This window comes from Dechloromonas sp. A34 (genome assembly GCF_026261605.1).
Lineage (GTDB): Bacteria > Pseudomonadota > Gammaproteobacteria > Burkholderiales > Rhodocyclaceae > Azonexus.
Genome location: NZ_CP102486.1, coordinates 1,391,707 through 1,404,351, shown reverse-complemented (window position 1 = coordinate 1,404,351; position 12,645 = coordinate 1,391,707). Strand labels below are relative to the sequence as shown.

General features: G+C 61.9%; 13 protein-coding genes and 1 tRNA gene. 3 read left to right on the top strand and 11 right to left on the bottom strand.

Annotated elements, in window-relative coordinates; all coding sequences use genetic code 11:
- The first annotated feature begins 87 nt into the window (after positions 1-87).
- Positions 88-1,446, top strand: coding sequence for an exodeoxyribonuclease VII large subunit (gene xseA / locus NQE15_RS07080; RefSeq protein ID WP_416336506.1), 1,359 nt, complete (start codon positions 88-90; stop codon positions 1,444-1,446).
- 40 nt (positions 1,447-1,486) lie between these two features.
- A complete protein-coding gene (locus tag NQE15_RS07075; RefSeq protein ID WP_265947874.1) occupies positions 1,487-2,071 on the top strand; it encodes a superoxide dismutase in 585 nt (194 codons plus the stop codon).
- 45 nt (positions 2,072-2,116) lie between these two features.
- On the opposite strand, the gene NQE15_RS07070 is transcribed toward NQE15_RS07075, so the two are convergent.
- From NQE15_RS07070 to NQE15_RS07060, 3 genes are read right to left on the bottom strand one after another with little or no spacing between them, the layout of a single operon-like run.
- The gene (locus NQE15_RS07070) at positions 2,117-2,644 is read right to left on the bottom strand and encodes a chorismate--pyruvate lyase family protein (RefSeq protein ID WP_265947872.1); all 528 of its coding nucleotides are present in this window, start codon (positions 2,642-2,644) and stop codon (positions 2,117-2,119) included.
- A complete protein-coding gene (locus tag NQE15_RS07065) occupies positions 2,641-3,084 on the bottom strand; it encodes a DUF192 domain-containing protein (protein WP_265947870.1) in 444 nt (147 codons plus the stop codon). The genes NQE15_RS07070 and NQE15_RS07065 overlap by 4 nt, the downstream gene beginning before the upstream one ends.
- Complete coding sequence (locus NQE15_RS07060; RefSeq protein WP_265947868.1) at positions 3,077-3,652, bottom strand: pseudouridine synthase; 576 nt, start codon at positions 3,650-3,652, stop codon at positions 3,077-3,079. Before NQE15_RS07060 ends, NQE15_RS07065 begins: the two co-directional genes overlap by 8 nt.
- 579 nt (positions 3,653-4,231) lie before the next feature.
- Here NQE15_RS07060 and NQE15_RS07055 point away from each other — a divergent pair.
- Positions 4,232-4,660 (top strand): bacteriohemerythrin, encoded by a 429-nt coding sequence (locus NQE15_RS07055; protein WP_265947866.1) that lies wholly within the window; start codon positions 4,232-4,234, stop codon positions 4,658-4,660.
- A 117-nt stretch (positions 4,661-4,777) separates the two neighbouring features.
- Here NQE15_RS07055 and NQE15_RS07050 read toward each other — a convergent pair.
- From NQE15_RS07050 to nirJ, 8 genes are all read right to left on the bottom strand, one after another.
- Positions 4,778-4,862, bottom strand: a tRNA-Leu gene (locus NQE15_RS07050).
- Positions 4,863-5,008: 146 nt separating this feature from the next.
- Positions 5,009-6,193, bottom strand: coding sequence for a nucleoside recognition domain-containing protein (locus tag NQE15_RS07045; RefSeq protein ID WP_265947864.1), 1,185 nt, complete (start codon positions 6,191-6,193; stop codon positions 5,009-5,011).
- Between the two features lie 98 nt (positions 6,194-6,291).
- Entirely contained in the window at positions 6,292-6,909 is a 618-nt protein-coding gene (locus NQE15_RS07040) for a L,D-transpeptidase family protein (protein WP_265947862.1), read from the bottom strand.
- Positions 6,910-7,070: 161 nt separating this feature from the next.
- Positions 7,071-7,622 carry a GNAT family N-acetyltransferase gene (locus NQE15_RS07035; RefSeq protein WP_265947860.1) on the bottom strand — a complete coding sequence of 184 codons (552 nt, stop codon included), beginning with the start codon at positions 7,620-7,622 and terminating at the stop codon, positions 7,071-7,073.
- 5 nt (positions 7,623-7,627) lie between these two features.
- Positions 7,628-7,894 carry an acyl carrier protein gene (locus NQE15_RS07030; protein WP_265947858.1) on the bottom strand — a complete coding sequence of 89 codons (267 nt, stop codon included), beginning with the start codon at positions 7,892-7,894 and terminating at the stop codon, positions 7,628-7,630.
- Complete coding sequence (gene acsA / locus NQE15_RS07025; RefSeq protein WP_265947856.1) at positions 7,894-9,537, bottom strand: acetate--CoA ligase; 1,644 nt, start codon at positions 9,535-9,537, stop codon at positions 7,894-7,896. Before acsA ends, NQE15_RS07030 begins: the two co-directional genes overlap by 1 nt.
- A gap of 235 nt (positions 9,538-9,772) precedes the next feature.
- Positions 9,773-11,362 (bottom strand): cytochrome D1 domain-containing protein, encoded by a 1,590-nt coding sequence (locus NQE15_RS07020; RefSeq protein WP_416336505.1) that lies wholly within the window; start codon positions 11,360-11,362, stop codon positions 9,773-9,775.
- Positions 11,359-12,498 (bottom strand): heme d1 biosynthesis radical SAM protein NirJ, encoded by a 1,140-nt coding sequence (gene nirJ, locus NQE15_RS07015; RefSeq protein WP_265947854.1) that lies wholly within the window; start codon positions 12,496-12,498, stop codon positions 11,359-11,361. The genes NQE15_RS07020 and nirJ overlap by 4 nt, the downstream gene beginning before the upstream one ends.
- Positions 12,499-12,645 lie beyond the last annotated feature (147 nt).

Here is a 12,645-nt window from a genome sequence, read left to right as displayed (position 1 = left end):
TTAATCAACTAAAAATCAATAACTTAACAAATAGGCTCCCTGTCAAGTACAAAGCGATCAAGCGGGCTGCAGGTTACAATCGCCAGCATGCCCAGCCCCTTTATGCCTGTTGATGATTCCATCCTTTCGGTCTCCAGCCTGAACCGGCTGGTTCGCGAATGCCTGGAATCAACCTTTCCGCTGACCTGGATCGGCGGCGAAATTTCCAACCTGACCTATGCCGCTTCCGGCCACGTCTATTTCTCCCTGAAGGATGCCAGCGCCCAGGTGCGCTGCGTGATGTGGCGCAGCCGGGCGCAACTGCTCGGCTGGCGACTTGAGAACGGGCAAAAGATCGAGGCACGGGCGCTGGTTTCGTTCTACGAGCCGCGCGGCGAATTCCAGCTCAATGTCGAGGCCATCCGCCGCGCCGGCCAGGGCGACCTCTTCGAGCGCTTCCTCAAACTCAAGGCAAAGCTCGACAGCGAAGGCCTCTTCGCCGCCGAACGCAAGCGCCCGCTGCCCGCCTTCCCGCGCCATCTGGCCATCGTCACCAGCCCGCAGGCCGCCGCCCTGCGTGACGTGCTGACCACGCTGCACCGCCGCGCCCCGCATCTGCGCATTAGCCTGTTCCCGACCCCGGTGCAGGGCGAAGGAGCTGGCGAGAAAATCGCTGCAGCGCTCGCTCAGGCCAGCCGCAGCGACTGCGACTGCGACGCGATCATCCTATGCCGCGGCGGCGGCAGCATCGAAGACCTCTGGTCCTTCAACGAGGAAGTCGTCGCCCGCGCCATCGTCGCCACGAGCATCCCGGTGGTCGCCGGCGTCGGCCACGAGACCGATTTCACCATTGCCGATTTCGCCGCCGACCTGCGGGCGCCGACGCCAACCGCCGCCGCCGAACTGATCAGCCCCGACCGCGACGCCCTGCTCGCCCGCCTGGGCGAACTGCAGCGCCAGCTCGCCCGCCGCATGGAACGTTCGCTGGCCGAGCATCAGCAACGGATCGACTGGCTGGCCGCCCGCCTGATTCACCCGGCCGACAAGATCCGCCAGCGCAACGCCGACCTCAAGGCCCTCGGCCGCCGCTTGCGCCAGGCCATCGGCCGCCAGGGCGAGGCCAGCCAGTTGCGCCTGGACAGCTTGCGGCAGCGCTTCAGCAGCGCCCGACCGCGCCCGGAGCAACTCGCCGAAGGCCTGTCCCACCTGCATTTCCGGCTGAGTAGCCGAACCCTTTGGCAAATTTCTCAACAGGCGGCGAAACTAAATGCGCTGAGCAGTGGTCTAAAACAGCTTGATCCGGATGCCGTACTCGCCCGGGGCTATGCTCTGGCCATCGGCCCTGATGGCCGTGTCGTTCGCGACGCCGCCACGCTGACCGCCGGTGACACCCTGAAACTCGATTTCGCGCGTGGTTCGGCGCAGGCCACGGTAAATCAGGTTGTCGCAGGCCGCGAAGCTGACTAGAATTTTCGATTCACCCCTCATAAACAACGGAGAATACAAAATGGAACACCAACTCCCCGCGCTGCCCTTTGCCAAGGACGCTCTCGCCCCGCACATGTCGGCCGAGACCTTCGACTACCACTACAGCAAGCACCATCAGGCCTATGTCACCAACCTGAACAACCTGATCAAGGGCACCGAGTACGAAGCTCTCGACCTCGAAGCCATCATCAAGAAGGCCCCGGCCGGCGGCATCTATAACAACTCCGCCCAGGTCTGGAACCACACTTTCTTCTGGAACTGCCTGAAGCCGAACGGTGGCGGTGCCCCGAGCGGTGCGCTGGCGGCAGCCATCAACGCCAAGTGGGGTTCGCTGGATGCCTTCAAGACCGCCTTCCAGACCTCCGCCGTTGGCAACTTCGGTTCCGGCTGGACCTGGCTGGTCAAGAAGGCCGATGGGTCGGTCGATATCGTCAACATGGGCGCCGCCGGCACCCCGCTGACCACCGGCGACAAGGCCCTGCTCTGCATCGATGTCTGGGAACACGCCTACTACATCGACTACCGCAACCTGCGTCCGAAGTTCGTCGAGACCTTCCTGAACAGCCTGGTGAACTGGTCCTTCGCCGAAGCCAACTTCGCCTGAGTTTTTCAGTTCAGCCTCAGAACCCTCGCCGCGGCGAGGGTTTTTTCATTTCAGGCGACTGATTTCCGGCAGGAAGACTTCTGTCACCAGCACGCACTCGCTGCCAAGGCAATGCAGAGAGCGCCGCGCCCACAGGGTTGGGCTGGCCGCACCGACGGCGGCGGCACGCCGGTAGAGCGGGTGCCGGTGATCCAGCCGCAGATACTCGATAGCCTCACGGCGAAAGCCGGGGAAGGAAAACAGCAGCGAACCGAGCGAACGGTTGCCGAGGCCGGCCATCCAGCGCGGCAGATGCCCCTTGGCCGTGGTCGCCAATGTGGTGTGGGCGAAGATCACCGGGTGCCCGTCGCATTCGAGAACCACTTCGCGCACCCAGGCCGGCTGCCGCCCGCGCGCGCAACCGGCCGCCTCGTCGGCAAGCGGGCGCCCGTGGTCGTAGCGCAACAGGCGCACGCGAAAATCGACGCATGACCTCTGGCAGCGGGCAGTCAGCGAATCCGGCTCAGTCAGCCAGGAACGCAAAACGGGGTCGAGCCGGCCGAAGAGGCCCGCCCGCCAATAGCTGCGCCTCACTGCGGGCGCGGCGCCTTGTCGATTCCCTTGAGCCTGGTGCCGGGTTTGATGCCGCGCTGGGCAAACCAGCCGAGGTTCATTTCCAGCGCGTAGCGGGCCGGCACCCTGGCGCAGTGGTTGTCTTCGGTCTGCGGCTGCATGTTCTCGATGTTGATGATGATCCCATCTTCATCGAGGAAGGCCACCGACAGCGGGATCAGCGTATTGCGCATCCACATGCAGTGGGTGTTCTGCTGCGGGAAGACGAAAAGCATGCCGCGCTGCGGCGCCATCGCCTTGCGGTTCATCAGACCGAGCATCCGATTCTGCTGATCAGCCGCTACCTCGGCTTCGATGCGGTGCATGCCGGCGCTCAGCTCCATGAGCGGCATGGCATTCTGCGCCCAGACAGCGGCACTCAGGATCAGCCCGAGACAGGCCGCGACAACACGTTTATTCATTGAATTTTCCTTGCAAATCCTGGTAGCTGCCTGCGATCTGCCGCCATTGCCCGAGCGCCAGACCGTCCAGCGTCGCGGCACCGATCGCCGCCCGTATCAGACGCAGCGTAGGATAACCGATGGCGGCCGTCATGCGCCTGACCTGGCGGTTCTTGCCCTCGGCGATGCGGATTTCCAGCCATGCGGTTGAAATAGCCGCGCGAAAGCGGATCGGCGGATCGCGCGGCCAGAGCCCGGCGGGTTCGTCAATCAAACGCACCTTGGCCGGCCGGGCCGTGAAATCGGAAAGCTTGATGCCGCGCCGCAGCGGTTCCAGCGCCGCCTCCTCGGGCCGGCCCTCAACCTGCACCCAGTAGGTTTTTTCCAGCTTGTGCTTGGGATCGGCGATCTTGGCCTGCAGCTTGCCATCGTCGGTCAGGATCAGCAGGCCCTCGCTGTCGGCGTCGAGCCGGCCGGCGACATAGACACCCTTGACCGGAATGAACTCGTCCAGCGCCCGCCACTTGCCTTCCGGCGTGAACTGGCTGAGGACGCCGTAAGGCTTGTTGAATAAGACAATGGAGGACACAGGCAGGAGCTTCGAACGGTCGACGAAACCGCGATTTTCGCCGATTTTGCGTATCCCCGTGGAATCAGTAGGGGCGGACGGCCCGACGTAGCGTATTCGGTGCTTGGGCGAGACTCGAACTCGTACAGCTTGCCCCCCGCAGCCGACTTGATTACGTCTGGACGACCGTCAGCCAAGGGGCGAGGCTGCACGGTCTTGAATGAGGCACGGGGCTCAGGTAATCCAAAATTGACGGGCTCAAAACCATGGAACTATTGAGATTGGCAATGCCCGTTCCGGTCTACCCGAGATACACCCCTACATATCAATCCTGCTCGATCAGATCCAGCCCAAGATAGGCAGCACTGGTGGTCAGGAACTTGGTAGTGGTCTGTTGAGTCATTTGTCTCCTCCTGCTGTTATTTGAGCGACAGGATTCTACCTATCCAACATTACCGGATGCTTACAGTCACAAGTTCATACAAGCCCAAGTACGTTGCCCTTCAAGGCTGTTTTCACCTGGATGAATGTCTTCCCAAACATACTTTGCACGGTTACTATTTTGGGGTTCAGCAATCCTCGAAAGATGTGTGGCCTCCAATGGATCAACTGTTTTTTGTCGAGTGGCAACCCAGCTACAGTGTTGGAAACCAAGTGCTGGATGAACAGCATAAGAAGCTGTTGGGCCTATGCAAAAAGGCTGTCCTTTGTATGTCAGACAGCAGCCCTGAGGGCGTTCGACTTTTTCATGACATCCTCGGTGAGCTATCCGATTACGTCAGAACACATTTCAGAACCGAAGAAGCCCTGATGAAGGAATGTGGTTATCCCCAATTGGCCCAACACCAAAGGGAACACGACAAATATCATGACCGATTGACCGACTTCTTGGTGATGGCGAGTCGAGGTGATATCAACCGAGACGGTCTTCACCACTATCTGTCTAACTGGTGGTCTGAACATATCCAGGGTTCAGACATGCAGTACGTTACTTCAATCAAAGCCACGCCCATAGCACCCCCCAGATAGGAGTGCTTTACCGTAGTACGTAGAAGCTGGTTTATCCCTGGTTGCATGCTCAAGCGCCACCAAAGTGCCACACAAACCGGGCGCCAATCATCTAACCAATTGTTTAATATAAATTATTGGTGCCTTGGGCGAGACTCGAACTCGCACAGCTTGCGCCACTACCCCCTCAAGATAGCGTGTCTACCAATTTCACCACCAAGGCTGCGGCATCCGGAGATGCTGAATTGCTTCATACGTCGATGAAGGGGCGGCATTCTAACGGGTAATCGGCGTGCCGTTAAGCCCCTTGTTAATGATAGAAGGCGTAACCGATGAGGATCGCCCCGAGCAGCCCGACGGCGTCGGCTATCAGGCCCCGGCCACGGCGTAGCGCGTCTTGGTGATATTGACGCTGCCGAAATAGACGGCCAGGACGTAGAAGGTGGTTTCGGTCGAACCCTGGATGATCGCCGCCAGTTTGCCCTGGAAAGAATCGACGCCATAGGTCGTCATCACATCAACCATCAGGCCGCGGGCGCCGCTACCGCTCAGTGTCTTCATCAGGCCGACCGGAAGTGCCGGGACGAAATCGTCATTCAGGCCGACCGCCAGTACGGCGCTGCGGATCGCCGCAATGACGTAGTCCATACAGCCGGTGGTGCGAAAGACCGAAATCGCCACCAGCATGGCGATCAGGTAGGGAATGATCTGCACGGCGACGCCGAAGCCCTCCTTGGCACCGTCGACAAAGCTCTCGTAAACATCGATGCCGCGCCATGCCGCAACACCGACGAAAAGCACGATGAGCGACACGATCAGGCCGCTGCCGAGGAGGCCGATCATTTGCGCCATCTGCTCCGGCGGCATGCCGGCCAACCAGAAATACAGCGCCCCCATCAGCGCTGCGAAACCGGCGAAGAAAGCCAGCACCGGTCGGCAGAATAGATTGATGCGCTGCCAGATGGCGATGGCGATCAGCCCGGCGCAGAACGAGACGAAGGTGCCGAGCAGCGTCGGCAGGAAAATGTCGGCAGCGTTGAAGCCGACCAGCCCCTGCTTGAGCGCAATGCTCTGGCGGATGGCGATGACCGAGGTCGGAATCAGCGTGATGCCGGCCGTGTTGAGCACCAGGAACATGATCATCGGGTTGCTGGCGGTGTCCTTCTGCGGGTTGATCTCCTGCAGTTCGCGCATCGCCTTGAGACCGAGCGGCGTCGCCGCGTTATCCAGGCCCAGCATGTTGGCGCTGACATTCATGACGATGCTGCCGCTGGCCGGATGGCCGGCCGGAATATCGGGAAATACGCGCCTGAAGAACGGTGCCACGATGCGGCCGAACAACTGGATCAGCCCGCCGCGCTCACCAATCTTCATGATCCCCAGCCACAGGCTCATGACGCCGACCAGCCCGAGCGAAATGTCGAAGCCGGTCTTGGCCGTATCGAACAGCCCGCTCAGCACACGCGTGAAGATGTCGAGGTCGCCTTGCAGCAACAGGACCACCGCCGCAACGAAGCCGATGAGGATGAAGGCGACCCAGATTCGATTGAGCACTGGCGAAGAAGCGGGCGGGTGAAAGGTCCGCCAGTCTAGCCGCCTCGCCGGTGGCTGTCATCGACGACACCAACCGACTCAGCGGCAATCGCCAATTTTCAGCCTTGCGCGGAAAACACCGGAAGCCCCCAAGCCTCGCGCAAACGCTCGTACTCGGTCCATGGTAGCTGCACCAGCAACGGCGCCGCCGCGCCATCCAGCCAGCCGGCAATTTCCGTCATATCGGTCAGCGGCATCGCAGTACACCCGGCCGTCGCCCCCCCTTCGTCGGCCCAGACGTGCAGGAAGATGCACGACCCGGCGCCCGGCACCGGTTGATCGCTGTTATGGGCCACCACCGCCCCGATGGCGTAGCGCTGATCGCAGCGCCGCATGTCCTCGCACGAAACCCAGTCGGGATGCGCGACGGCCGACTGATCGACAATCCGGTTGTAATGCGCCGAAGCCGGGTCGTCGATAGCCTTGAGATCGGGGGTGGCGCACAGGTAAGGCAACCTGGCGACGCGGGCAAAAGGGCTGTCCGCCGCGGCATAACCGAACAGCGCGGTGATCGCGAAGATGCCGGCCGGCGCCCGACCGTCGCCCTCACGTTTCTCCCGCCCTGCGCCACCAACCGGCGGATGCAGCCCTCGCCCCCAGGCCAGCCCCGATCTGCCCAGGCTCACCGTCACCGCCGGGCCGGCACGCTGCCAGCCACGATGAGGACGATCGCGCACAAAGCGCAGCAATTGCGCGGCGCAGCTATCCCAACCAGGCGCGATACAAAGCAACAGTTGATCCGATGCAAACGGAAGAGAAAAAGAATGGGCCATAACGTGAAGATAGCGGTGGGCGGCGGCTTCGGCTCCGAGCTCGACAGCCTGTTCAGTATTGTCGACTACGGTCGGCCAACTGGTGGCGTGAGCAGCGAACGCACGGCAATGACCTGGCCGGGATCTTCAGGATCCCGGTGCAGTGCAAAGCCGAGCTGCCGGGCAAATTTGAGCATCTTGTCGTTGGAGGCAAGAATGAATCCCTCCATGCTTTCCATGCCGCGCGCCTTGGCCGCATCGATCAGCGCCAGCATCAGGATGCCGGCGACGCCGCTACCCTGCCAGGCGTCGTCAATGGCGACGGCAAATTCACAGCTGTTGCCGGACGGATTGGCGACATAGCGCGCCACGCCGATTTCCAGATCCTGCCCATCCTGCTGCAGCACCGCCACCAAGGCCAGATGCCGAACGTAGTCGATCTCGGTCAGGTACTTCAGTTTGCCGGGCGGCAGTTCCTGAAAGGTGGACATGAAGCGCTTGTAGCGCGAGTCCGGCGAAAGATGCTTCACGAAATCCTGTTCCATCGTGGCATCTTCCCGCCGGATCGGGCGGATCGTGACCGGACTGCCATCGAACAGATAGCGAGTACGGACGAGGTCGGCGGGATAGTCGCTCACCAATGTCACCCCGCGTTGGCTGGCCGGGCCTTATCGGCCAGATAGGCGAGGATGCCGTCCAGCGTCACGACCTTGCCATAGTCGGTTTCGGGAATATTGACCCCGAGCTTGTCATGGATGGCGGCCAGCACGTTCAGCCAGTCCATGGAATCCAGGTCGATCTGCGTGCGCAGCGGCTTGTCGCCGATGATCCGGGTCGGATCGATTTCCGGCGCCAGCGTCTTCAGGATATCGAACACGCCCGTGCGCAACTGCTCATAATTCTGACTCATCACCCCTCCCCTCCTTCCTGCGTCGAACGATCTCCCTCGGGCAAGCCGAGTTCCCGGGCCTTGAGGAGTCGCCGCATGATTTTTCCGCTTCGAGTATGTGGCAGGTCCGTGGCGAAGGCAATTTCCTTCGGGGCCACGGCCGCCCCGAGGCGCCGCCGCGCATGCGCCATCAACGCCAGGCGCAGGCTCTCGCTGGGCAGGACGTCACGCTTGAGCACGACAAAGGCCATGACGGCCTCGCCGGCCAGGGCATCCGGCTTGCCGATCACACCGGCCTCGGCGACCGACGGGTGTTCCATCAGGACGTTCTCGACCTCGAACGGCCCGATCAGATGACCGGCCGACTTGATGACATCATCGCGCCGGCCGACAAACCAGTAGTAGCCGTCGGCATCGCGCCGGACCAGGTCGCCAGTCAAATACAAATTGCCGGCAAAGCATTCGGTATAACGCGCCGGCCGCTCGAGATAGGCACGAAACATCGAGGGCCAGCCGGCTTCCAGCGCCAGTTCGCCGACGCAGTCCAGCGCCTCGACCAACTCGACGCCCTTGCCGGCCAGGCGACGAACCACATGCGCCGCAAAACCCGGCAAGGGGCGCCCCATCGAGCCGGGCTTGATGTCCTGCCCGGCGGTGTTGGCGATAATGATGCAGCCGGTCTCGGTCTGCCACCAGTTGTCATGGATCGGTCGCCCAAGGGCCTCCTGACCCCACCAGACCGCTTCCGGATTGAGCGCTTCACCGACGCTGGCGATGAAGCGCAAGTCGGGAAAATGCCGCCCGGCAAACAGTTCGCGGCCGGCCCTCATCAACAGGCGGAGCGCGGTCGGCGCCGTATACCAGACATTGACCCGCTCGCTCGCCAGAATCTCGATCCAGCGCGCCGGGTCGAACTCGGCCTCGTCCACGATGCTGGTCACCCCGAGCACCAGGGGCGCGACGATGCCATAAGTTGTGCCGGTCACCCAGCCCGGATCGGCGGTGCACCAGAACACGTCGTCCGCATGCAGGTCGAGGGCGATCCGGGCCGTCGCGAAATGGCTGAGGACCGCACCGTGCACGTGGATGGCGCCCTTGGGCAGGCCGGTCGTTCCACTGGTGAAATGCAGCAGCGCCGGATCTTCGGCACGGGTCGGAACCAGCGCCGGCGTATCCGGGGCAAGGCGCAGCAAGGCCTGCAGATCCTGCGTGCCGGCAATTGCACCATCGCCGAGGTCATCAACCAGCAAAACGTGTTCGAGGCTAGGCAAGGCGGCGCGCAGCCCAGCGACTTTGCGTTGATAAGTACTCGCCGTGGTTACCAGGACCTTGCCCCCCGCCTGGGCGATGCGGGTGCGAATCGGTTCCGGCCCGAAGGCCCGGAAAAGAGGCGAGACGACAGCGCCGACTTTCAGTGCGCCGAGAACGGCCACGTAAAGCTCCACGCTGCGGTCGCAGAGCACGAAAACAAAATCGCCCTTCTTCACCTGCAAGGAATTGAGGACGTTGGCGAAGCGGTCGGTCAGCCCGGCGAGTTCGCGATAGCTGACGGCCCGGGAACTGCCATCCGCCCGAAGAAAGCGGAATGCCGGGCGCTCGGCGTGCGGCGAATGGGCATGACGGTCCACGGCCAGGTGAGCGATGTTGAGCGGACCATCCGGCAAGGCGCCGAGTTCGCGACCGACCTCGGCCCACGAGAATGAAGCCCCCGCCCCCGGGTCGCTGCGGAGCGCGAATCAGAATGGTTTTTGCGAATCAGCGCGGGTCTCATCGGAGCTTCCGGGGCAAGCATGCCAAAGTATTTTGCGCCGAACTTTGCCATCCGGCTTGATACTTCTCAATTGCCCGACCAATCGGCCACTCACCTCGGCAATTAAATTCAAGCCCGCGAAATGACGCTCAGTGGCTGGTGCCTTCCGACTTGCTGATCTTGTTCCAGACGTTGTACTTGCCGACCGGCTTCTTCATCGGCAGGCGTTTCACTTCCTTCAGCGTCGCTGCGTCGTAGATGATCAGCGCGCCGTCCATTTCCCACAGGCTGGCCAGCACGTACTTGCCGTCCCTGGTGAATTCGACGTGGGCGAAAGTCTTGCCCGGCTCGGGCTTCAGTTCGGCGACGATTTCCAGGGTTTCCTTGTCGATGACCTGCATGGTGTCCTTGAACTCCTTGCTCATCATCGAATCGGTCCATGCGTAGCGGCTGTTCTCGTGGCTGCGCATGAAGAAGCCGGGGCCGCGGGTCTTGATCTGCTTGATAGTCTGCCAGGTCTGCATGTCGATGATGCTGATCAGACCTTCATTGAGATTTGGCGTCGCCATCACGCTCCGCTCCTGCCCCGTTGCATCTTTCCATTTCCAGCTGATGCCGGACCCGAGGTGCGGCATGCCGGGCAGCTCTAGGTCGGCAATCTTCTTGCGGGCGTCGAGATTGACCACCTGGCCGCTGACTGCCGACTTGCTGTCGTTGCGCGAGGCGCCCATCACTTCGTCATAACCCTGGGTGAAGTAGAAGTCGTCGAGATAGTCGTCGAGCTGGCTGCGTTGCGGATTCAGGAAACCGGGAACGAAGGCGCCTTCCTTGTACTTGAAGTCGTGGATCATGCCGGCCGGGATGTCGTCCGCCTTCGGGTTGTACGAGACTTCCCAGACTTCCTTGACGTCCTTCAGCGCGGCGACGAAGCTTTGGCGCGGCGAGGCGTCATAGACGGCTGAGACGCGCGAGCTGGTCTTGCCCTCCTTGTCGGTCACCGGCAGGATTTTCTTCAGGTTCAAGTCGGCGTCGAGAATCACCAGGCTGTGCGGCAGGTAGTTGGCCACTGCCACCCACTTGCCGTCGCCGGAGACCGCCGCATTGCGGGTGTTGATGCCGGCGCGCACTTCGGCGACGACCTTGAGGTTCCACAGGTCGAACTTGGTGACCCAGCCGTCGCGTGAAGCGAAGAAGACATAGCGCCCGTCCGGCGTGAATTTCGGCCCGCCGTGCAGGGCGTAGCGGGACTGAAAGCGGTGGATCGGTTCCAGCTTGTCGCCGTCGAGAATCGAAACATGGTGGTCGCCGGACTCGACGACGACGAACAGGTTCAGCGGCTCGGCCTTGAATTGCGGCCGGTCGGGCAGGCTGCCCGGCGCAAAGTTGACGATCCGTGAGGCGGTGATTTCCTTTTCGCCCCAGGCCGGCATCGGCTTGATCGGGGTGTAGGCATAATCGACCAACGCCTTGATTTCCTCGGCCGACAGCTTGTCGCCAACGCCCAGCATCTGCGTCGCCGGCCGTCCTTCGCGAATGACCTTCTCGGCCTCTGGCTTGCGCAGGCGGGCCAGGTTTTCCGGGATCAGCGCCGGGCCGAGGCCGCCCAGGCGATCCTTGCCATGACAGGACGCGCAGTGCAGCTGGAAATTGACGTCGGCATCCGCCGCTTCGGCCAGTTGCGCCATGCCGAACAGAAAATAGGCGGCAAAGCCGGCCGGGATCAGGATTTTCCAGTTCATGCCGCGATTTCCTCGTCGGAGAGATAGCAGCCGGGGTCTTCGGCCCAGGCGTCGCCGGTCATCTGCTGGGCGCGGACGCGGGTATTGCCGTTGCAAATCTCAAGGTAGGCGCAACTACCGCAGCGCCCCTTGACCGCCCGTGGGTGCTGCTTCAGGCCGGCCATCAGCGCATCCGAGGTGTCCGGCCAGATTTGCGAGAATGGCCGATCCTTGACGTTGCCCAAGTTGTGGTGCCACCACATGGTGTCCGGATGCACGTTGCCGAGGTTGTCGATGTTGGCGACATTGACCCCCGACGAATTGCCGCCCCATTGGCGCAGCTTGGCTTCGACATGCGCCGCCTGCTCCGGGAAGCGCCGGCGCACCCAGTGCAGGAAATAGACGCCGTCGGCATCGTTGTTGCCGGTGGTGAATTCTTTCTCCAGCCCGCGTTGTTTGTACTCCCAGCAGGTCTCGAAGAGCAGGTCCATCGCCCAGCGCGTCAACTGGTGCTGGGCGTCGTCCTTGCGGTTCTTGTTGCCGCGCCCGGCGTAGTTGAGGTGCGAGAAATAGAAACGGTCGATGCCTTCCTCCTCGACCAGCTTCAAGAGCCCCGGCAGGTCGTGGGCGTTGTCCTGGGTCATCGTGAAGCGCACGCCGATCTTCAGGCCGAGATCGCGGCACAGCCGGATGCCCTTCAGAGAGGCTTCGAACGCCCCATCCATGCGGCGGAACTTGTCGTGGGTTTCGCGGATACCATCGAGCGAAACGCCGACGTAGTTGAAATCGCATGCGGCGATCTGCTCGATATTGTTTTCGTCGATCAGCGTGCCATTCGACGACAGCCCGACATAAAAACCCTTGGCCTTGGCACGCTTGGCGATGTCGTAGATGTCCGGCCGGAGCAGCGGTTCGCCGCCGGAGAGGATGAGCACCGGCACCTGGAAGCCCCGAAGATTGTCCATCACGGCATAGACCTGCTCGGTGCTCAGCTCGCCGGGGAAGTTGGTGTCGGCCGAGATTGAGTAGCAATGCTTGCAGGTCAGGTTGCAGCGCCGGATCAGGTTCCAGATCACCACCGGTCCGGGCGGATTACGCTTGGGGCCGAGCGGGGTCGGCGCGGCGATTTCCTGGATGTACTGTGAGATGCGAAACATGGTTTTCCTTGCGGGAGGGTTCGTCGTATTCAACGGCAGGCCTCCGGGCAACTCCTTGATACGCGTCAACCATCGAAAAAATGAGGCGTTAGATGGGCTCCGCAAGCCTTGCGCTATACTTTCGGAATGACCCCGAACGCAAAGAAT

Bases quoted from the DNA above. Each gene is read 5' to 3' on its own strand.
- NQE15_RS07065 (WP_265947870.1), bottom strand. From the start codon at position 3,084: ATGAATAAACGTGTTGTCGCGGCCTGTCTCGGGCTGATCCTGAGTGCC.
- xseA (WP_416336506.1), top strand. From the start codon at position 88: ATGCCCAGCCCCTTTATGCCTGTTGATGATTCCATCCTTTCGGTCTCC.
- nirJ (WP_265947854.1), bottom strand. From the start codon at position 12,498: ATGTTTCGCATCTCACAGTACATCCAGGAAATCGCCGCGCCGACCCCG.
- NQE15_RS07075 (WP_265947874.1), top strand. From the start codon at position 1,487: ATGGAACACCAACTCCCCGCGCTGCCCTTTGCCAAGGACGCTCTCGCC.
- NQE15_RS07055 (WP_265947866.1), top strand. From the start codon at position 4,232: ATGGATCAACTGTTTTTTGTCGAGTGGCAACCCAGCTACAGTGTTGGA.
- NQE15_RS07020 (WP_416336505.1), bottom strand. From the start codon at position 11,362: ATGAACTGGAAAATCCTGATCCCGGCCGGCTTTGCCGCCTATTTTCTG.
- NQE15_RS07030 (WP_265947858.1), bottom strand. From the start codon at position 7,894: ATGAGTCAGAATTATGAGCAGTTGCGCACGGGCGTGTTCGATATCCTG.